At 39.2% G+C, this 23,210-nt stretch carries 12 protein-coding genes; all 12 read left to right on the top strand.

Annotation, left to right across the window (positions count from 1 at the left end; genetic code table 11):
• Positions 1-14: 14 nt before the first annotated feature.
• The 12 genes from DR017_RS03055 (at position 15) to susR (ending at position 23,113) form a co-directional block, all read left to right on the top strand.
• A complete protein-coding gene (locus DR017_RS03055; RefSeq protein WP_002680636.1) occupies positions 15-746 on the top strand; it encodes a DUF2189 domain-containing protein in 732 nt (243 codons plus the stop codon).
• Positions 743-1,453: a DUF4197 domain-containing protein gene (locus tag DR017_RS03050; RefSeq protein ID WP_040361525.1), complete on the top strand. Its 711-nt coding sequence runs from the start codon at positions 743-745 to the stop codon at positions 1,451-1,453. Before DR017_RS03055 ends, DR017_RS03050 begins: the two co-directional genes overlap by 4 nt.
• Before the next feature lie 124 nt (positions 1,454-1,577).
• Positions 1,578-3,536: a M3 family metallopeptidase gene (locus tag DR017_RS03045; RefSeq protein ID WP_002680641.1), complete on the top strand. Its 1,959-nt coding sequence runs from the start codon at positions 1,578-1,580 to the stop codon at positions 3,534-3,536.
• Positions 3,537-3,613: 77 nt separating this feature from the next.
• Entirely contained in the window at positions 3,614-6,373 is a 2,760-nt protein-coding gene (locus DR017_RS03040) for a DUF6493 family protein (protein WP_002680617.1), read from the top strand.
• A gap of 35 nt (positions 6,374-6,408) precedes the next feature.
• A complete protein-coding gene (locus tag DR017_RS03035; RefSeq protein WP_002680553.1) occupies positions 6,409-8,988 on the top strand; it encodes a DUF6493 family protein in 2,580 nt (859 codons plus the stop codon).
• 13 nt (positions 8,989-9,001) lie between these two features.
• A complete protein-coding gene (locus tag DR017_RS03030; RefSeq protein ID WP_002680638.1) occupies positions 9,002-11,671 on the top strand; it encodes a DUF6493 family protein in 2,670 nt (889 codons plus the stop codon).
• Between the two features lie 25 nt (positions 11,672-11,696).
• Positions 11,697-14,336, top strand: a complete 2,640-nt coding sequence (locus DR017_RS03025) for a DUF6493 family protein (RefSeq protein WP_002680592.1) — start codon at positions 11,697-11,699, stop codon at positions 14,334-14,336.
• Between the two features lie 63 nt (positions 14,337-14,399).
• Positions 14,400-16,994 carry a DNA gyrase/topoisomerase IV subunit A gene (locus DR017_RS03020; RefSeq protein ID WP_002680593.1) on the top strand — a complete coding sequence of 865 codons (2,595 nt, stop codon included), beginning with the start codon at positions 14,400-14,402 and terminating at the stop codon, positions 16,992-16,994.
• A gap of 16 nt (positions 16,995-17,010) precedes the next feature.
• A complete protein-coding gene (locus DR017_RS03015) occupies positions 17,011-17,934 on the top strand; it encodes a HamA C-terminal domain-containing protein (protein WP_040361528.1) in 924 nt (307 codons plus the stop codon).
• 1 nt (position 17,935) lies between these two features.
• Positions 17,936-20,038, top strand: a complete 2,103-nt coding sequence (locus DR017_RS03010; RefSeq protein WP_040361544.1) for a DEAD/DEAH box helicase — start codon at positions 17,936-17,938, stop codon at positions 20,036-20,038.
• A 2-nt stretch (positions 20,039-20,040) separates the two neighbouring features.
• Complete coding sequence (locus tag DR017_RS03005; RefSeq protein WP_002680620.1) at positions 20,041-21,363, top strand: ATP-binding protein; 1,323 nt, start codon at positions 20,041-20,043, stop codon at positions 21,361-21,363.
• A gap of 118 nt (positions 21,364-21,481) precedes the next feature.
• Positions 21,482-23,113, top strand: a complete 1,632-nt coding sequence (gene susR, locus DR017_RS03000; RefSeq protein ID WP_002680591.1) for a SusR family glycan utilization regulator — start codon at positions 21,482-21,484, stop codon at positions 23,111-23,113.
• Positions 23,114-23,210 lie beyond the last annotated feature (97 nt).

Below are 23,210 nucleotides of genomic sequence, written 5' to 3'. Positions count from 1 at the left end.
AAATATTTTATATTATGTCAGTATCCAATGTTTTAAGCCGCGCAGGCAATCTCTATAAGAGTAGCCTCGCAACCCTTATCTTGGGAGCTTTACTCCTCGTTGTAATCGTAACTATATTATATGTATTTTTCTTACCTTTGGCTTTAGGAGCAGGAATAGGTGAATTTACTGAGACAATAAGAAATCCTTATGATTATCAATCAGAGACGCAAAGGATTATTGTAAAAGTGAAATTGCATCTATTAGGCATCTTTATCATCTGTGCCATAACACCATTGGTAGCAGGGTTCTATGAGAATTTTAGGAAAGTAGATCAAGGAGAACCTGCCTCACTTGATTATTTCTTTGTACACTATAACTCACCATACACGAGGCGCTTGCTAACCTATGCTGCCTTACTTACAGTGGCTACCTCATTGCTTTCCCTTTTGATGAATTTTTTTGAACTTCCTATATTGAGTACACTTTTCAATATTTTTATTTCTCTTATATTAACCTTTGTAATACCTATAATTATTTTTGAAAATCAGTCATTCGAACAAGCTGTAGGAGATAGTGTTGAGCGTGTAAGGCTCAATTTTGGCACAGTTTTTCTCTCAGGATTAGTGGGAGGGATTATAACTATATTGGGTGCTTTATTTTTTGGCATTGGGCTTATTTTTTCTTTGCCTTTTATGTTTGCTACATTCTATGCACTCTACACTGAAGAAAGAGGAATCACATCAAATAATAATAAGAATCTATGAAAAAACTAATGTTTTTAGGGCTCTTAGCTATGGGCTCTCTATCGTTGAACAGTTGCAACGAATTGCAACAAGTATTGAATAACACTTCACAAGGTGGCAGCGGTTTTAACGTAGCCAGTGGTCTCAAGCAAGCGCTCGAATTGGGCGTGAGCAGTGGGGTAGACCTATTGAGCAAGAACGGTGGTTATTTTAAAGACCAAGCAGTGCGTATCCTTTTGCCCGAAGAACTTCAAAAAGTAGATAAAACCTTGCGTTCTATCGGCTTGGGCTCTTTAGCAGACCAAGGACTTAAAGTGCTGAACGAAGCTGCTGAAAATGCGGTGAGTCAGGCAAAACCTATTTTTCTTTCAGCTATACAAAATATGACCTTTACCGATGCGATGAACATCCTCAAAGGTGATAATACTGCCGCCACTACCTATTTGAAAAATACTACTTACAGCTCATTGGAAAGTGCTTTTGCTCCTAAAATCCAATCGTCGCTTAGCGAAGTAGGTGCTGATAAAGTTTGGGAAAATATCATCAATAAATACAACCAAATTCCATTGGTGAAACCTGTTGAGGCAAATCTCACCAAATACGTTACAGAACAAGCTATCAATGGTTTATTCGTGAAAGTAGGCGACAAAGAAAAGGAAATACGCACTAATATAGCAGCGCGTACTACTCCTTTGTTGAAATCAGTATTTGCGATGCAAGATAAGTAGGTATCAGGCATTAGGTATCAGGTATCAAAAAATAAAAAAAGCTGTTTGAGAAATCAAGCAGCTTTTTTTGTTTTATGTATATAAAAAACTATCTTTGCCCTTTCATTAATTAAAAGATAATTATATGTTTCAAACCCCTTATAACGCGGCGCCCTTTTCGCGCTTTACTCCTACTGACTATCTGCCAGCTATCGAAAAAGCTATCGCCGAAAGCCTTGCCCAAATCAATAGTATTACCCAAAATCCTGAACCCGCTACTTTTAAAAATACAATAGAAGCCTTGGCTTACACAGGCTTAGAACTCGACCGACTTACGGCTATGTTCTTCAACCTCAACAGTGCCGAGACTAACGAAGCTCTGCAAGCCGAAGCCCAACGCATCTCACCCCTGCTTACTGACTACGGCAATGATATCCGCCTGAATGAAGCCCTATTCAAGCGAGTAAAAACAGTGTATGACCAGCGCGAAAACCTATCACTCACTGCAGAACAACAGACACTCCTTGAAAAAACTTACAAAAGTTTTACTCGTAATGGCGCGAATTTGTCACTTGATGACAAAGAGCGTTTGAGAAAAATAGACAAAGAGTTAGCCACACTCAAACTAAAATTCTCTGAGAATGCATTGGCAGAGACCCAACATTACCAATGGGTAATTACCGATAAAAATACCCTCAGTGGGCTACCTGATTTTGTCCTTGAAATGCTCGCGCAAGAAGCTAAAAAACGCAATGTACAAGGCTGGGTCATTACCCTCGATTTACCTGTATATACTGCGGTAATGAAATATGCTGATAACCGCGACTTGCGTCAGAAACTCTTCACCGATTATCACAGTCGTTGTGCGGGAGAGAGTGCCTACAACAACGAAACCAATGTGTTGCGTATCGCCCAATTGCGACAAGCACGCGCCTCTTTGTTAGGCTACCCTAATTATGCTACTTTTGCTTTAGAAGAACGTATGGCGGAAACCCCCGAAAAGGTGATAGCTTTCCTCAACGAACAATTAGAAAAAGATAAACCTCAAGCACTTAAGGAATTAGAAGAGCTCAAAACCTTATCTGGTCTCACCGATTTTCAGCAGTGGGATTTTGCTTATTATGCCGAAAAGCTGAAACAAGAGCGCTACCAAATAGACGATTCGCTCCTCAAACCTTATTTGGCATTAGATAAGGCAGTGGAAGGAATGTTTGCGGTGGCACATAAGCTTTACGGCTTGCACTTCACTCTTACCAATGAGGTAGAAAAATACCACCCCGAAGTCCAAACTTACAAAGTAACCGATGAAAACGGCAATTATCTCGCCCTTTTCTACACCGATTTTTTCCCTCGTGCAGGCAAACGCAATGGGGCGTGGATGACCTCGTACAAGGAGCAGTATAGAGATGAACAGGGGAACGATTCCCGTCCGCACATCTCTATAGTGTGCAACTTCACCCGCCCAACAGATACCGCTCCTTCTTTGCTCACCTTCAGCGAGCTAACGACCCTCTTTCACGAGTTTGGACACGCTCTTCACGGAATACTTTCCAAGGTAACCTATCCTTCGCTCAGTGGTACCAATGTAGCCCGCGACTTTGTAGAACTCCCCAGTCAGCTGATGGAAAATTGGTGTTATGAAGAAGAAACTTTGCGCCTTTTTGCCACTCATTACCAAACGGGGGAACCTCTGCCTATAGAATGGGTGAAGAAAGTAAAAGCTGTTGAAGACTTTATGAAAGGCATTTTGAATGTGCGTCAGTTAAATTTTGGATTTTTAGATATGGAGTGGCATACCTATCCTCATTTGGAACGTCTTGAAAATGTTCGCACTTTTGAACAGACAGTTACCAAAGCAACACAACTCTATCCACCTATAGATGAGATGTGTATTTCTCCTGCTTTCTCACATATTTTCAGTGGAGGTTATGCCGCAGGCTATTACAGCTACAAATGGTCGGAAGCCTTAGAGGAAGGAGCTTTGAAAATATTTAAAGAAGCAGGCTTTTTCAACAAAACAGTAGCTACACGTTTCCGCAAAGAAATCCTCGAGAGAGGTAGTAGCGAAAAGGAAAGTATTCTCTATAAACGTTTTCGAGGATAAGATGCAGTGCCCCTGCTTACTATGTTTGCCATATCAAATAAATAATCAAATTCAATAATAAAAAATCAAAAACAAAAATGAATCAAGCACTCATCACCGCCATTGCTGAAGGCGATTTCTCAGCTATTTTAAATATAACAAGTCAGCTTACCGATAGTGAGCGTTATGAAACTATAGCAGCTATTAGGGTATTAGACCCCTATTCAGAAAAAGATTTTCCACAAAAGAACGTTGATAAAAAGGATACTTATCGCTATAAAGATAAAATTTTTCAAGCGCTTAACTATGCCCTGATCACTATGGTGCGTGAAGAAAACGATATTGCCAAAGCGATGATTGATAAGGAGAATTATTATGGTGAAACTTATCAAGTAACTCCTTATGCTATCTTGGCTTCTTATTATTTTGAACCTGTAATCAACTACTTTACACAATTTCCTCCTGATAAGTATATCAAAAAAATACTCAAAGAACGTTACAACAAAGAAATTAATGGACTTTCTTTTGGATTCCAATGGTATTTCTATAAAAAAGGCTGGATTCCTTTTGATGAGGAACGCTTTGTAAAAAACCTTCTTGAGGTCTCTATGTTCAACCGCTATGTAACCGCTGATGTAAACTTCCTCTTGCAAAATCCCGAAGCCATTGAAAAAGTACTTTTGCAGCTTTATCGTATCGAAGCCAAAGTGCTTGACCTTTCCAAATGGGAAAGCGATGATACCCTGCGCAAGACCAATTATTTGGGTTCGGCTAAGGTAACTACCTATTGGGATGACGTATTTGAATTATTGGTGCATTATGGCTACCAAATCCCTCGTAGCTTTGTAGGGCAGCTTTTAGAATCATTGCTCAACCAATGGAAGAAACCCCACCTCGATTGGCACTGCCGTTTGCTCAAATGGCTTGCCCCTACCCAAGAGGAACTTTTGGCTCATCAACAAACGCTCTTTGCCGTTTTAGGCACTGGAGTAGGCAGTGTGGTAAAGACCGTTATGGAATACATCGTCTCTATTGCCAATGCGCCACAGTTTGATTTTGAGAGATTTATGCAACAATTCCCGCTCGCCTTTACCGTAGAGAAACAACCTAAAGCACTCTTTCAAGGAGTAGAGATTTTGGCTAAAGAGTTCAAAAAACACCCTCCTACCGATGTCAGCTACCGCGAACAATTAGCAGTCCTCTTCACCCAACCCGATGTAAAACTACAAGAAGCTGTAGCTGAACTACTCACCACCTATTTCAACCAAGAAGGTCTCCCCGAAGTCATCGCACCTTACCGCGATTACCTAAAAGGCAAAGCTCAAGACCTCCTTGCAACTCTAAGTCCATCGGAATCATCCGCCCCGTCCGACTTGTCCGACAGGTCAGCCTCGTCCGAGAACTCCAAAACTGCCTGTGCGGCTCGCACCCTAACCCCTATCATCTATCCCCTAACCCCTAATGAAACCCTCTTCCTCATTGGTGATTGTATCCGCGAGAAAACAGCTGCTACTATTGATGTTTTCTTTGATGCTCTCGTGCGTTTGCAAGACCAAATCCCTGCGGATTATGCTGAGCAGGTAAAACCCTACCTCAAGCAGCTTCTCGCCCGTGAGTGGTTTGTGGGAATGATGCCACTATTGTACCACTTTTTAGACTCTTGGAGTAACCAAAGCCCTACCCCCCTTGTATATGATCCCGACAAGGAATGGAAAGAAATTCAAAAACTCTACAAAGAACATAAATATACACAAGCCGATAAACTCGACAAACCAAGAGTGATGCACATAGCTGCTAATCAAGCAAAAGAAACCTTCCCTTATCTCTTTAATAAAATAGCACGTACACTCCAAAAGCTCAAAGAGAAAGACACCTTGCCTTTCCTTTCTACCCCTACGCACGAACCTTTCTATATAGAGGCGGAAGTGTTGGTCGATAAGCTCTTGCAATACGAAGCCCAAGGCAAAGCCCCCGACTTCGATGACCTGATTGTCGCCTGCAACCGCCTGCTCTTTTGGGAGGTTTCGGCAGCAGCCAAAGAAAAAGCCCAACAACTCAAAGGCGACTATGCTCCTGCTATTCAGTATTATTTAGGCATTACCGATAAAATACAATTAAACGAAGCACTTCTACCGCTATGGACACAAATCACTCGCCTAAAACACCCCGATGAGGAGTTCAAAGTATTTGAAAATACTCAGGCAAAGAATATCCTTAGCGTCGTGAAACCTTTCTATATCCGTTATGGTTGGGAGAAAAGAACTTATGCCAATGGTGAAGTAGGCGAAGAGTTCACCTATCACTGCAATCATTATTACAAATATGGCAAAAATAAAAGCCGTCCTACCCTTTACAACTATTACAATGCCAATGAAGGGAAATGCATTTCGGCTCAAGAGGCAGAATATAAACTAAGCCTCAATCCCCACTATCCTGATGCGATATTGTGTGCTTACATAGCGCTCTGGGCAACGATGAATGAGGCTGACCAAGTGCGCGATATGACTTTGCCTTTGGAAGCTGTTTTGCGTTATGACCTGCGTGTACGCCATAGCGGTTGGCTGTATATAGGCGCGTGTTTGCTCTTTGAAAAACGCCCCTCACGTGATTTGGCGTATGAATATATTTGTCAGGCGATTGCTCGTGGTGAAGACTTAACTCACTTGAAAACTTACTTTGCCAATGTACTCGCTTGGGATTACCTGCCCATACCGCGCTTTATAGAATTCCTCGACCGCCCTAATCCACCAGCCGTAAAAGCCTTTGGCAAGGAAGTAGTGGAACTCTATTTAGAAGAAGTGAAGAAGCGGGACAAACTCCCGCGCAATCACAAAAAGTTAGCAGCTTTTAATGATTAGTCACTATTCATTTTTCACTATTAATTTTTTTAGTTATGAAAGAAAACTTACTTTCTGCCATTAAGGCACACGATTTTACCGCTATACGCAATATTTGCTTTGGTCTTTCTGAGGAAGAGCGCAATAGCCTTATACATACCTTGCAAACAGTCCGTTGGGAACAACTATATCACAATACTCAAAATAAAGCTCCTCGCTTGGCTTTAGAAGAAAGAAATTATTTTTCGTATTCACTTTTATGTCTTTGTAGGACAAGTGAAGAATTGAAAGAAATAAAGTTGTCAGGAGAAACATTTTCTTCTAATGATCAGATGATACTCTATATGAGTAGAATTCACTTTTCAGAGATATTGAATTTGATAGTAACCCAAGAAGGAAAATACCTCATTACTTTGTTCAAATCTTTTTCTGAAGAAGATTTGCTAAATGAATTTACTTTTAAGATTCTTTGGACTCTTTATCAAAAAGGTATTATTGCCTATAATGAAAATCTTTTTGTTGAAAAATTCTTCTTTTGGAACAATAAGCATATTACCGATGAACCTTTTGTAAATTTCTTATTAGAAAACAAGGAAATCAGTAAGAAGATTTTTGCCGTAGTCCCCCAACATATCACCCAAGAGGTACCCTATACTTCTGATGCTTGGAAAGAGTTGTACAGTATTTTGCAAGCTAAAGGATATTTCGCAGACCGTAGTATAGTAGGTAGTCATATAGAGGCATTACTAAATCCTTACAAAAAGAATGTGCTTGACTTTTATTGCCGTATTATTGAAACATTTGAGCCTACCCGTCAAGAGCTTTTATCTCATCAAAGCACTTTTTTTGCCCTGCTCAGTAGCGACAAGACATCGATGGTGAACTTTGTGATGAAACTCATCAAAGAGATATCCAGCGAAAAGGGCTTTGACTTTCAATCTTTTGCTGATAACTTTGCCCTATGCTTCACTACCCAAAAGATAGCCAAATCACAACTCATAGGTTTGGATATTTTAGCAAAGCATTACAAACAGCAACCTCCTATAAATATAGAATATCGTGAGCAATTAGCGGTGCTCTTCACTGTCCCAGATGTAAAACTCCAAGAAAAAGTTGCCAACCTCCTCTCCACCTATTTCAACCAAGAAGGTCTCCCAGAGGTTATCGCTCCTTATCAGGATTACCTAAAAGGCAAAGCCCAAGACCTTCTTGCAACTCTAAGTCCATCAGAAAATTCAGAGAACTCCGAAAACTCCGAGAACTCCCAAACTGCCAGTGCGGCTCGCACCCCAAAAATTGCTCCTGCCGCTCGCACTCCTCGCACTTGGGACGATCTGCTCTTCCTTATTGGCGACTGCATTCGTGAGCGTTCGCCTCTTGCTTTAGATCTTTTCTTTGAGGGCTTGAACCAGTTACAAGCGCAAATTCCAGCTGAATTCTCTCAGCAGATAAGTCCATACCAAAAGCAGTTGGGCGACCAGCCTTTTGAGTTCACTACTTACCGAAAATGTATGCGCTGGGTGATCGATGTTTGGGAGGGCAAAGCCTCGCTCTCTGATGATATTTTTGGCAGAAAACTCTATAACCCTGTGCCTTTCCTCCGTGATAAAACTAAGCGACTGCTACTAAAACTCAAGCAAGGCAACTCGCTTCCCTTTGTGAGTACCCCCACCCATAGTCCTTTTTATATAGATGCACAGACATACTTGGAGCGCATTATCCAATATGAAAAAGCTGGAAAAACGCCTATGTTAGAAGATGTTATCGTGGGACTTAACCGCTTGCTGCCTACGGAAGTTACCGAGGAGCAAAAGCAATTAGCTCGTTCTCTTACGGGCGACTATGCCACTGCCTTGCAATATTACTTTGAGGTAAACAAGCAAATAGCTGTAACTGATGCTACGCGAGTACTCTGGGGGCAAGTGTTACGCCTAAAAGACGTTGATGGGGTATTTTCGGAGTTAGAAATCCCACAAAAAACTAACTTACAAGGCTTGGTACGTCCGTTTTATCTGAAATACGAAGTGAAGCCTACCAAAATTAACGGTGTAGAACGGAATAAAATTATTTTGGAGGACAATTGGGATAAAACCTACGCCACTTATGTGTATTACAACGAGTTTGGAGCTAATTATTACAATGTATCGCCGATGAGCAAGGGGAAAGATGAGGATATTGACTATCAACTCAGTGTGAACCCACGCTATATAGATGGTTGGCTGTGCAAATACCTGCTCACTTATGCCCAAGGAGTGGACGGGGAATCCCTCACTGAAGCTACCCGTGTGATGAGTCTGCTTTTGCAACACAACTTGCCTATTTATCACAGCGGTTGGCTAATGGTCGCTACTTGTCTTTTAGCCGAAAGGAAGGATTTGCGTGATTTGGCTACTGAATATATACTTTTAGCCCTCCAAAGAGGGGAAACGCTCACCTATCTTGCTGAAACTATTGCGACGTTCTTAGCCCATAAGTATGCTCCTATCGCTCGCTTTATAGAGTTTTTGGATCTCCCTACCCGTGACCCCAAAGTAAAAGCTTTCCAAAAAAGTGTCGTAGAAGCCTATTTGCCTTTGGCTGAAAAACTAGATAAGAAACCTACAAATCACAAAAAGTTAGTAGCTTTTATTAATTAGTCACTATTCACTTATGAAAGAAAACTTACTTTCCGCCATTAAGGCACACGATTTTACCGCGATACGCAATATTTGCTTTGGTCTTTCTGAGGAAGAAAGACAGGAGCTAAAGAGTTATTTTGCCCGAAAGAATTTTAACTTTATCTTTCGGGAAATCCTCGAAAAAGAAAAAAGATACCATTTCTCTGATAAGGAATTAGCCATTATCTCATACACTATTATGTGTGTGTGCAATACCTTAGAGGAGGTAAGAAAAATAGAACTTTTCCAGAATATAGAACCTTATGTAAAGGGGAATTACTACTATTTTCTATCTTCTTTAGAAGACGAAGTTTTATTAGATTTCGTTCAAACTCCACAAGGGGCTTATATGATAGAAGGTATCCAGCTGATGTATAAAGATAATCCTCTGGAGATGTCTTTTCAAATACTTTGGTCGGTATACAAGGCTGGGTATATTCCTCTTAATGAGGGTGTTTTTATACAAAAAATGTATGACCTCAATTGGTTTAAGGCAGACGAGCATCTTACTAAATACCTGTTGAAACACCCAGAAACAGTTGTTCTTTTCCCTTCTGTACCAGCGTATATCCAAGATACTATATTTAGTACAGAAGAATGGAAAAAAATATATCATACCCTAAACAAAAAAGGATATTTGACTAACAAAAATGCGATTCTCCACTCTTTTATCGAAGCCCTACTGAACCCTTGGAAGAAGACTGTGTTGGATATGTATTGCCGTTGGATAGAAACCTTTGAACCCTCCCACCAAGAGCTTTTATCTAACCAACACACCCTCTTTGCCCTGCTCAGTAGCGACAAGACCTCGGTGGTGAACTTTGTGATGAAACTCATCAAAGAGATTGCTAACGAAAAAGACTTTGACTTCCAAGTCTTTACCGACAACTTTGCCCTGTGTTTTGCTACCCAAAAGATAGTCAAATCACAGCTCATTGGTTTAGGTATTTTGGAAAATATCTACAAAAAGCAAGCCCCTACCAATCCTGACTACCGCGAGCAATTAGCGGTACTCTTCACCGTCCCTGATGCCAAACTTCAAGAAAAAGTTGCCAACCTCCTCACCACCTATTTCAGTGGAGAAGGTCTCCCCGAAGTCATCGCCCCTTACCGCGATTACCTAAAAGGCAAAGCCCAAGACCTCCTTGCAACTCTAAGTCCATCAGAAAATTCAGAAAATTCTGAGAACTCCGAAAACTCTCAAACTGCCTGTGTGGCTCACACCCCCAAGATTGCCTATGCCGCTCGCACTCCTCGCACTTGGGACGATCTGCTCTTCCTCATTGGCGATTGCATTCGTGAGCGCTCTCCCCTTGTCTTAGATCTTTTCTTTGAGGGCTTGAACCAGTTGCAAGCACAAATCCCTGCAGATTACCCAGAGCAGGTAAAACCCTATCTCAAACAGTTACTCTCTAACGAAAGGGCTGTTACATCACTATTCTATCAGTTTTTAGACTCGTGGTGTAGCCAAAGCCCTATCCCTCTTGTTTATAATACCAATAAGGAATGGAATGAATTACAAGAACTCTATAACGAAAAGAAATACTCACAAGCCGAGAAGTTCAACAAACTAAGAGAAATACATGTAAGTGCTAATAAAGCGAAGAAGATCTTCCCTTTTCTCTTCAATAAGATAGCATGTACTCTACGAAAGCTCAAAGAGAAAGAGACGTTGCCATTTATCAGCACCCCCACTCACGCTCCGTTTTATATAGAACCGCTTACCTTTTTAGAACGCATTATTCAATATGAAAAAGCGGGTAAAACCCCTATACAAGAAGATGTCATCATAGGACTTAACCGCTTGCTCCCTAACGAGATTACAGAAGCACAAAAGCAATTAGCTCTTTCCCTTACAGGGGATTATGCTCCTGCCTTACAATATTACTTTGAGGTAAGCAAAACCATCACCATAACCGATGCTACACGAGTACTCTGGGGGCAAGTTTTACGCCTGAAAGATATTGATGGGGTATTCCCTGAATTGGAAATCCCACAGAAACCTAATTTACAGGGCTTGGTACGTCCATTTTATCTGAAATACGAAGTAGAACTTACCAAAATCAACGGTGTAGAACGAAATAAAATCATTTTGGAAGGCAACTGGGATAAAAAACATAGTACCTATTCGTACTATAATGACCTCGGAGCCAACTATTACAATGTATCGCCAATGGGCAAGGTAATAGATGAGGATATTGACTATGAGCTCAGCCTAAACCCTCGCTATATTGATGGCTGGCTGTGCAAATACCTACTCACTTATACCCAAGGTATGGATAGCGAAAGCCTCACTGAAGCCACTCGCGTGATGAGTTTGCTTTTACAATACAACTTGCCTATCTATCACGGCGGTTGGCTAATGGTCGCTACTTGTCTTTTAGCCGAAAGAAAACCTCTGCGCGATTTGGCTACCGAATATATCCTTTTAGTACTCCAAAGAGGAGAAACACTCACCTACCTTACCGAAGCCATCGGGACGCTTTTAGCGCATAAATACGCCCCTATCGCTCGCTTTGTAGAGTTTTTGGATCTCCCTACCCGCGACCCTAAAGTAAAAGGCTTCCAAAAAGCGGTAGTAGAAGCCTATTTACCTTTGGCTGAAAAACAAGAAAAGAAACCGACGAATCACAAGAAGTTGGTTAGTTTTTTGATTAACTAATAATTATAATAGTAAAAAGTACCTTATGAACAAAGAACTTATCTCAGCCCTTAGAACAGAAAACTGGGCAGAAATCCGCCGTATTGCCTTTGCCCTTCCCGAGCAGGAAAAAACACAAATCAAAAAGCAAACCCAACATAAAAATTGGGAAGAACTCTTGGAAAGCAAGCGTCTTAGCTACGAAAATAAGTACCTTATTACCTATCTTATGATGTGTGTATGTAATAATGTAGAAGAATTGCTTAGTATAGAAAAACAGTTGGATTTCACTTCTATAAAGAGTTATCATACACGTATTAAGTATCCTCTTTTCTTTCTAAATTCCCAACACACCCAAGCCCTTATGGATTTTATCCATACCCCCGAAGGGGCGTATATGATAAAGGGTGCTCAACAGGTTTTTGAGCTATCCCCGCGTAGTTTTTCTATCGAAATACTCTTAGCTCTTTACACAGAGGGGATTATCCCTTTTAATGAAGAGATTTTTGTTAAAAACTTATATGATATCGAGTACTATCGTAAGCAAGAAACTGAAGCGGCTGAGGTATTACTTGAGTACCCAGAGTTGGCAACGCGCGTGATTCCTCATACAGCTAAGTATATAGATTATGTTATTAGTAGTGGTTTGGAATGGCAAAAAGTCTTTACCCTGCTTTGTAAGAAAAACTATTTCCCTGATAAGAGCTTCGTAACCAGCTTTATAGAAGTGTTGCTCAACCCTTGGAAAAAGAATGTATTAGATATGTACTGCCGTTGGATTGAGGGATTAGTACCTAACGAAGAGGAGTTGCTCCCAAGCCAACACACGCTCTTTGCCTTGCTAACCTTGGACAAATCATCGCTTATCAACTTTGCGATGAAGTGCATTGCTCAAATAAGCACCCATCCCGATTTTGATTTCCAAGCCTTTGCCGACAATTTTGCATTTTGCTTTACCGTGTCCAAAATCGCTAAATCCCAACTCATAGGGGTAGAAATCTTAGAAAAATACTACCAAAAGCAAGCCCCTACCAATCCCGACTACCGCGAACAATTAGCGGTACTCTTCACTGTCCCCGATACCCAACTCCAAGAGAAAGTCGCTAGCCTCCTCACCACCTACTTTAACCACGAAGGTCTCCCCGAAGTCATTGCTCCTTACCGCGATTACCTAAAAGGCAAAGCCCAAAACCTCCTTGCAACTCTAAGTCCATCAGAAAATTCTGAGAACTCCGAAAACTCCCACACCTCCCACAGTTTCCGCACCCCCAAAACTGCCTGTGCGGCTCGCACCCTGACACCTGAAAATCTCCTCTTTCTCCTCGGCGACTGCCTCCGTGAGCCTGCAGCTCATACAATAGATGTCTTCTTGGAGGGGCTTATCACCTTGCAAGACGACTTCTCTGCCGATTGGGCAAAGTCTCTTTCACCTTATATCAAACAGCTCACCAAGCGAGTAGATAAGGAGGAAATCCCTACCGATGCCATTCTCTTGGGAGTTTTGCGTGCGCTGATAGACAAGCGTCCTTTGGCTCTTGACCCTAAATGTAATTATACGTGGGAAGAACTCTGTAAAAAACGTAAAAAACTCTCCGAAAAAGAGTTTGAAGCCTACACGCAGGATTATTACTTAGGCAATGCTCGCGAAGTACTGCCATTCCTTTTCCGCAAGGGGCAAATGGTCATTGATTCCATTCTCCTGCACTGCCACTTGCCTTTGCTCTCTACCCCCACGCATCTGCCTTTTTATATAGAAGCAGAAGTATTGGTGGATAAGCTTTTGCAATACGAAGTACAAGGCGTACAACCTGATATTGACGATCTCATTGTTGCTTGCAATCGTTTGCTTTTCACAGAAGTTTCGGCAGCAGCCAAAGAAAAAGCGAGACAACTCAAAGGAGATTATGTTAAAGCTATTCAGTATTATTTAGGTCTTACAGATGAAATACAACTAACGGATGAGCTTCTGCCGCTTTGGGCGCAAATCACCCGCTTAAAACACCCTGATAGAGAGTTTCCAGAGTTTGCTGCTACTTCAGCTAAGGATATTCTGGGGGTAGTGAAGCCTTTCCTAATTGACTATGGTTGGAAGGAAAATGACGGCTACAAAGAATTTACTTTTGGATACCACACCGAGTGGGTAGGGGTAAGTTATACAGACCTAAAGAATGCTTTCCCGTATCGCTATTACAATGCCAATGGTGGATGCTCGCCTATCAGTACTATTTTTGAATATAAGCTAAGCCTCAACCCTCACTACCCCGATGCGATGTTGTGTGACTATATCAGCACTTGGGTTACGGGCAACGAAGTGCGCGAAATTCGCAATATGTCAGTGCCTTTGGAAGTGCTTTTGCGCTACGACATTAGGGTACGCCATAGCGGTTGGCTCTATATAGGTACGGCTTTGCTGTTTGAGAAACGCCCTTCGCGAGATTTGGCGTATGAATGTATCTGTCAGGCAATTACTCGCGGGGGAGACCTCACTTACCTCAAAACTTATCTCGCTCAGGCGCTCGCTTGGAACTTTTTGCCTATCACTCGCTTTATAGAGTTTCTCGATCGTCCCAATCCGCCTGCTGTCAAAGATTTTGGTATAGCAGTGGTAAAGCAGTATCTCAGCATAGTAAAAGAAGATGAATTGCCTAAAAACCATAAGAAATTGGCTAATTTTCTAATTAGCTAATATGCCAATTGCCTAATTGACAAATTATTTTTACCTTTGCCCTTTCAAAAAGAATCTGTACCGATGGAAGAAAATACGTCTCAAAACACTGCTTCACAAGGAGATAGCATTATTAAAATCACGGGTATGTACCAAGATTGGTTCTTGGATTACGCTTCGTACGTAATCCTCGAACGCGCTGTGCCGGCAATCGAAGATGGCTTTAAGCCCGTACAACGCCGTATTATGCACTCACTTAAAGAATTAGACGATGGTCGTTACAACAAGGTGGCTAATGTCGTGGGGAATACAATGCAGTATCACCCTCACGGCGATGCGAGTATAGGCGATGCTATTGTGCAAATCGGTCAGAAGGACTTGCTCATTGATACGCAAGGTAACTGGGGGAATATCCTCACTGGCGACGATGCGGCAGCGCCTCGTTATATCGAGGCACGTCTTTCTAAATTTGCCCTTGATGTGGTCTTTAGCCCTAAGGTAACCGAATGGCAATCCAGCTATGACGGTCGTAAGAAAGAGCCTATCAGCTTGCCAGTGAAATTCCCGCTCCTCTTGGCACAAGGCACCGAGGGGATAGCCGTGGGTCTTTCCACTAAAATATTACCTCACAACTTTATTGAACTCATTGAGGCTTCCATTGCTTACCTCAAAGGCAAATCGTTTGAGTTATACCCCGATTTCCCTACGGCGGGTATTATGGACGTAAGTGGCTATAACGATGGCGCAAGAGGCGGACGTGTGCGAGTGCGTGCCAAGATTTCGCAACTCGACAAGAGTACGCTTTGCATCACCGAAATTCCGTTTACTACTACCACTACTTCGCTTATAGATTCTATACTGAAAGCCAACGAAAAAGGCAAGATAAAAATCAAAAAAGTAGATGATAATACAGCTGCTAATGTAGAGATATTGGTGCACTTGCCTAACGGTACATCGCCCGATAAAACTATCGATGCGCTCTATGCCTTCACTGCCTGCGAAACGGCTATTTCGCCCATTACCTGTGTGATTGAGGACAACAAACCGCATTTTCTCACCGTTTCAGAAGTGTTGCGTCGCAGTACCGACCGCACAGTCAATCTACTCAAACAAGAACTCGAAATTGAACTTTCTGAACTCGAAATGCAATGGCACAACGCCTCGCTTGAAAAGATTTTCATCAGAGAAGAGATGTATATCGACTTCAAGAACTACACCGATAGAGAGAGTCTGTACGAGTATCTATACAAGCGTTTCGAACCTTTCAAAAAAGATTTACTCCGTGAGATTACCGATGATGATTTGGCTAAACTCACTCAAATACCAATGATTCGCATCACCCGCTTCGACTCTTATAAGGCTGATGAAAATATCCTCAAGATAGAAGCTGATATCGAGGAAGTGAAAAACCACCTCGCAAACCTTATCGACTATGCGATTGCTCATTTCGAGCGCCTGAAAAAAACATATAGCAAAGGACGTGAACGGAAAACCGAAATTCGAGTGTTCGACACCATTGAGGCAACCAAAGTAGTAGTGCGCAATACCAAACTCTATGTGAACAGAGCTGAAGGCTTTGTGGGTACAGGTTTGCGCAAAGATGAGTATGTAGGCGATTGCAGTGATATTGATGATGTGATTGTATTTACCGAAAGCGGTGCGATGTACGTTACCAAAGTAGCTGATAAACAATATATAGAGAAAAATATCATACACGTAGCGGTCTTTAAGAAAGACGACAAGCGCACCGTCTATAATATGATTTATAAGGACGGACAAACGGGCTTTTCTTATATCAAGCGCTTCAACGTTACGGGTATTACCCGCGATAAGAAGTACGAGCTCATTCCGCAACACAAAGAGTCGCGTGTGCTCTATTTTACCGCCAACCCTAATGGTGAAGCCGAAGTAGTAACCGTGAACTTACGTCAGTTAGGCACTTTGCGCAAACTGCGATGGGATATCGATTTTGCCGATACCCTTATCAAAGGGCGTGGCGTGAAAGGAAACCTCGTGAGCAAATACGCTATCAAGCGCATTGAGCTAAAAGAAAAAGGCGTATCAACCCTCAAACCGCGCAAGATATGGTTTGACGATATCGTAAAACGCCTCAACACCGAAGAGCGCGGCACGTTACTCGGGGCTTTCAAAGGCGATGACCGTATGCTTCTCATCACCAAAGAGGGTGTCGTGAAGACCATTATCCCCGAATTGAGTCTGCATTTCGAGAACAATATTGCCGTAATGGAAAAATGGGTGCCCGAGAAACCTATTTCGGTGATTTACTACGATGGCGAGAAAGAACGCGTGTTTGTAAAACGCTTTGTGGTAGAGAACGAAAACCGCGAAGAGTTAGTAATTACCGAACACCCTAAATCGCAATTACTCTTCGTCTCTGCCGATTGGCGACCTATGGCTGAGGTGGTCTTCACCAAAGAAAAAGGCAAGGAGAAAGAGAACCTTACTGTGAATTTAGAAGAGTTCATCAGTGTAAAAGGCATCAAAGCTTTGGGCAACCAGCTCACTACCGACAAGGTGAAAACTATCAACACTCTTGAGTCTCTCCCCTACGAAGAACCCCAAGAAGAGGAACTTGTAGAAGAAGATTTAGGCGATGAAGAAATTGTCTCTACTCCTGAAAACGATAACAACGGCACCCAAACAGAATTAGAATTTTAATGAGGTAAGTAAAGAGATGGCAAAGATAAATATTTTTAATGTTTTGATAGATGAGAACTTTTCAGTATTTAATACAAATACTACACTTACTCCAACAAACAACAAAAAAATATTAAGTTTAATTAATGATTTTGAAGGTGGTGATTGGCGATATGAAAAGTTTCAAAATTTTATTTGGGATAATATAGTAGAAACAGCTTTGTCTGCAAAGGAAAGAGAGAAATTAATTGAACAGCCTTTCTCTAGTTTAAAAGAAGCTGCAAGGAATCTACGTTTAATTAATCGCCCTGATAAAGGAGAAGGAAGTGAAATTGCGGAAATACTCCTATATGGAATAATGAAACATCATTATGGTGCTTTACCAGTTGTACCTAAAATATTTCACAAGCAAAATCCTAATGATAACGCAAAAGGAGTGGATAGTGTTCATATTGTTATAGAAAATAATGATTTTTCAATTTGGTTTGGAGAGGCCAAATTTTATAGTGATATAAAAGACGCAAGTTTAAATAAAATTATTAAATCTATAGAAAATTCATTAAGAGAAAATAGTTTAAAGAAAGAAAATGCTATCATTACTAATCTTCCTGATATTGATGTTGTTATAGAAGAAGAGGAACTAAGAAAACGTATTAAATCTTTATTAAGTAATGGTACTTCTATAGATAAATTAAAACCTAAGTTACATATTCCAATTCTATTACTCTATGAATGTGCTATAACAAAAAGATACAATGATTTGACGCAAGACTATAAACGAGAAGTTGAAAAATATCATAAAGATAGGGCTCAATCGTATTTTTCTAAACAAATATCTAAAATAGGTAGTATATGGAAATATTCAGAAATTAATTTTCATTTAATTATTTTTCCTGTACCAAATAAGAATAAAATAGTAGATAATTTTAAATCTAATGCTGAACACTATAGAAATCAATAGTATGAATGAATATGTTTTTAAAACTTGTAGTCAAATTAATAATCTTTTGAATGAATCAAGGGAAAAGGAAGCTAGAGAGGAACTGATCAAATTACTGGATTTCCATGAGAGAAAAGGAATGAAATATAATGAGATTGTAAATCATTTGATAAGGGAAGTAGGGCTATATCCATATATTAAAACAGATACAGCTAATTGGGAAGATAGATTTGTTTGTGAAGCATTTAAAGTTGATACAGGAGGAGAGAGCAGAGTATTACATAGGGAACAATCATTCCTTCTTAAAAAATTATTAGAAAATAAAGATATTGCAGTAAGTGCTCCAACAAGTTTTGGGAAAAGTTTTGTGATAGATGCCTTTATTGCGTTGAAAAATCCTAATAATGTTGTAATTATAGTGCCAACAATAGCTTTAACAGATGAAACACGGAGAAGAATTTATAAGAAGTTTGCCGATAAATATAAAATTATTACTACTCCTGAAATAGAATTAGGAGAGAGGAATATTTTTATATTTCCACAAGAAAGAGCCATTAATTATGAAGCAAAAATTAAGAATATAGATATCCTAATTATAGATGAATTCTACAAAGCAGATATTGAATATGATAAAGAGAGAGCTCCTATTTTATTAAAAGCAATTTTAGGTCTTCAAAAGAAAGCAAAGCAAAAATATTTTTTAGCTCCAAATATTTCAGATATAGAAGATAACCCTATTACAAAAGAGATGCTTTTTCTTCCACTTGATTTTTCCACAGTGTATTCTGATATTTATAAATGCTATGATGAAGTTGATAAAATAAATGATAGTTTTAAAACTTCTAAAATATTAGAAATTTTAAAAGAGGAGAAAACAAAAACACTGATATATGCAGGTACTTATAGTAACATCGATTTTATTTCTAATGTTTTAAAAGATAATATTCAAGAAGTACAGAATCTGATTTTATCTCAATTTTCTGAGTGGCTTAAAATTAATTATGCACCTTATTATATATTAGCAGATTTGGTAAAAAAGACAGTAGGAATACATAATGGTAAAATGCATAGGTCATTAAGTCAAATACAAATAAAATTATTTGAGGAACTTGAGGGATTATATAATATTATTTCAACCTCTTCTATAATAGAAGGAGTTAACACCTCTGCAGAGAAAATTATTATTTGGTCTAATAAGAATGGTAGGGTTAAACTCAATAATTTCACATATAAAAACATAATAGGTAGAGGTGGTAGAATGTTTAGACATTTTATAGGAAAAATTTATTTATTAGAAAGTCCTCCACAAAATACTCCTTCTCAATTAAAATTAGAATTTTCAGACGATTTAATAAATTCTTTAGATATTGAGAATTTGAAAGAAAATTTGACGAAGGAGCAAGAAAAAAAAGTAATAGCTTTCAGAAATGAGATGGATGGTATTTTAGGAGAAGGAGCTTATAGTCAAATGGTTAAAAGTAATCAAATACAAAGCTTAGCTCCAAATAGATTAAAAAATATTGCTATTTTGATGAAAGAAAATCCTGACGAATGGAAAGGATTATCATATCTAAATTCTAATAATCCAAATGATTGGGAAAAATCCTTGTATTTAATATTGAAGCAAATAGGGAATATAGGAGCTACTTATAAGGATATGGTTGCTTTTATAAAAGTAATCTCACAAAATTGGACAATGACAATTCCAAGAATGCTTTCTCTCTTACAAGGAAATGGAGTTACAGTAGAAAAATTTTTTGAGATGGAAAGAAATATGGCTTTTAAAATATCATCAGTGTTAAATGATGTGAACTTGTTATATAATCATATTTTTGATGAAAAAATAGATATTAGTTCATTTATAGCAAAAACATCTTATGCTTTTTTACCAAGAATAGTGTATGAATTAGAAGAGTATGGCTTGCCAAGAATGATTAGTAGGAAAATTCAAAATTCAGGTATATTAAACTTGGAAGATATAGAAATACCTATTCATTCTATAATAGCACAATTCAATGAAATAGGATTAGAAAATATTAAATTAAAGATACCAACCTTACATCCTTTTGAATTATATATCTTAGGATATTTTTATGATGGTATTAGAATCAATAACTTAAATTAATAATGTCAGAATCTCATAACATAGAATACAAATCGTCTTGGCGTGATGAATACCTAAAATGGATTTGTGGTTTTGCTAATGCACAAGGAGGAAAACTTTATATAGGTAAAGACGACAAAGGAAAAATAATTGGAGTGTCTGATGCTAAACGCCTAATGGAAGATATTCCTAATAAAATCACCAATGTATTAGGAATAGTAGTAGATGTAAATTTGCTTGAAACTCCCGAAGGCGATTGTATAGAAATTAATGTGAGTCCGCAGTCTAATCCAGTTAATTATAAAGGAGAATACCATTATCGCAGTGGTAGTACTAAACAAGAACTCAAAGGAGTAGCCTTAGATAAATTTTTGTTAGGAAAGCAAGGAAAGCATTGGGATAGTATACTTTATCCTAATGTTTCTGTTACCGAATTAAAATCGGACACCTTTAATTTCTTTCGCAAAAGAGGAATAAAAGCACGTAGGCTAGATGATGATGCACTATCAGATAGTAATGAATTGTTGTTAAACAACTTAAAACTCACAGAAAACGGACAACTAAAACGTGCGGCTCTTCTACTTTTTCACCCTGACCCTGAAAAGTATGTAACCAATGCTTATGTAAAAATAGGATATTTTAGTGATGACGATAGTGATTTGCTATTTCAAGATGAGGTACACGGCAATCTATTTGAGCAAGTAGAAAAGACAATGGACTTGCTTTTTACTAAATATATCAAGGCTATAATTAGCTATGAAGGTATTTACCGTGTTGAGACCTATGAGTATCCACAAGAAGCGGTTCGCGAAGCTATTCACAATGCCATTGCTCATAAAGATTACAGCGGTGCAACCCCAATACAAATCAGTGTCTATAAAAATAAAATAATGATTTGGAACTATGGTCAGTTACCCGAAAATTGGACAATAGATACTTTGCAAGAAAAACATTCATCTGTGCCTTATAATCCAGACATTTCTAATGCGTTCTTCCGTATAGGTTATATAGAAGCGTGGGGACGTGGCATCAGAAAAATGAATGAGCAGTGTGCTAAAGCAGGATTACCTAACCCATTGTATTATTACGCTTCTTCAGGATTTTGGGTAGTATTCCACAAAGATATTTATAATGAAACTGATTTGCGAGAAAAAGGACTTAATGAAAGACAGATAAAAGCAATATTATATCTCAAAGAGAGAGGAAAAATAACAAATAGCGAATACCAAGAACTAAATAATATTTCTAAGAGAACCACGAGTAATGATTTGACTGATTTAGTAGAGAAATATAATTTGCTTAGACAACTTGGAGCAAGTGTAAGCACTTATTATGAACTAAAATAAAAGCGGGCAAAAAGCGGGCAATGCGGGCAAAAAGCGGGCAAAATGTCCGAAATATCCGAATAATGTCCGAAATGTCCGAATAATGTCCGAATAATGTCCAAAGAAAAAAACAAACCTTATGAAAAACTATATCACACTCTTTATCATATTGTTGTTGGGAAGGAATGCAGCGGTGGCACAAGAGAACAAAGAAGCTGTACTCCACCAACTCAATCAAACTATTGAGCAGAGTGCTACTTATATACAAGCCAAAGAACAACGTATCGCTTCTTTGGAAAAGGCTCTTAAAAAAGCCTCTCAACCAGCAGAAAAATACGACTTACACAAACAATTGTATGCCGAATACCGAAAATTTAAGGTAGATTCGGCAGTAGCCTATTTGCTGAAAAACGAACAAATAGCAATTGCTTTAAACGATACTGAAAAACAAGATGAAACACGCATCCTGCTCTCTAAACTCTACTCAGTAAAAGGAATGTATGTAGAGTCGTTACAATTGCTTTCTTCTATTGATAAACAGCGTTTAAATAAGACGTTGTTATGCGATTACTACGAAACATTTCACACCTATTATAGTCATTATGGGCAGAGTACCAACAATCTCCACTATTTTAGAATGTCCGATAACTATCGAGATTCATTGTTGTTGTGTTTAGCTCCTCAATCAACACTCTTTAAACTCAATGATGCTATCAAGCAATTCTATTCTGCTGATAAAAATAACGCAACCCAGCTTTTTCTCAGTTTGCTCTCTCAAACTCCAGCCGATGACCCCCAACGTGCGGTGATAGCTTATTACTTAGGACTTATTTATCAACAACAAGGCAATGACGAACTGCAAGAGTATTATTTTGCCCTCTCAGCCATTGCCGATATCAAAAATACTATCAAAGATAACGCTTCCTTGCAGAGTTTGGCGCTTACTTACTACAAACGCGGAAATATAAGTAAAGCCTATCAGTTTATCAAAATGGCAATAGACGATGCCAGCTTTTGCAATGTGCGACACCGTGCCGAAGAAGGTGCTTCTTTCTATTCTATCATCAATACTGCCTATCAAGAGAAGGAAGCTAAACAAAAGAAAGAATTACAGCTTTATTTAGTGCTCATCAGCGTATTGTCGGTAGCCCTTATTATTGTTTTGGTATATGTGTACAAACAAGTAAAGCGATTGGTAAAAACGCGTAAAGAGCTCTGCCATAGCAATCAGCAACTCGAAAAACTCAATGCTGATTTGCAACAGATGAATCAAAACCTTGAGGAGGCAAATCTCAACCTTGAGGAGGCAAACCTTATCAAAGAAGAGTATATTGCACATTTCTTCAACCTCTGTTCAGCGTATATTGATAAGATTGAAAACTACCGAAAATTGCTCTACAAAAAGGCTTCAAAACATCAGTTTGACGACCTTACCAAGGTGCTAAAATCTACCACTGTGGTAGAACAAGAATTAGAGGAACTTTATAAGAATTTCGATACTATCTTCCTGAATATATACCCACATTTCGTAACTCACTTCAATGCTCTTTTAGAGGAAGGAGAGCAAATCCTACCTAAAAAAGGTGAACTACTCAATACCGAATTGCGTATCTTTGCCCTCATCCGTTTAGGTATTACCGATAGCAATAAGATAGCCGAATTCTTGCGTTATTCTCTTCGTACAGTGTATAACTATCGCACTAAAGTACGGAATAAAGCGAAAGGAGAACGTGATGCTTTTGAGGAAAAAGTTAAACGAATACGCGATTAATCAAAAAAAGTGTAAAAACTGATTTTTCCTATGTAAAATCTTGCTTTTCCAGATGCTTTTCTTTCGCAGGTTCGGGTGCTATTTTGTGATTTACAAG

The organism is Capnocytophaga sputigena (assembly GCF_900446695.1).
GTDB classification, from domain to species: Bacteria; Bacteroidota; Bacteroidia; order Flavobacteriales; family Flavobacteriaceae; genus Capnocytophaga; species Capnocytophaga sputigena.
The sequence above is the reverse complement of the archived record's forward strand: the minus strand, read 5'-3'. Positions and strand labels throughout refer to the sequence as shown.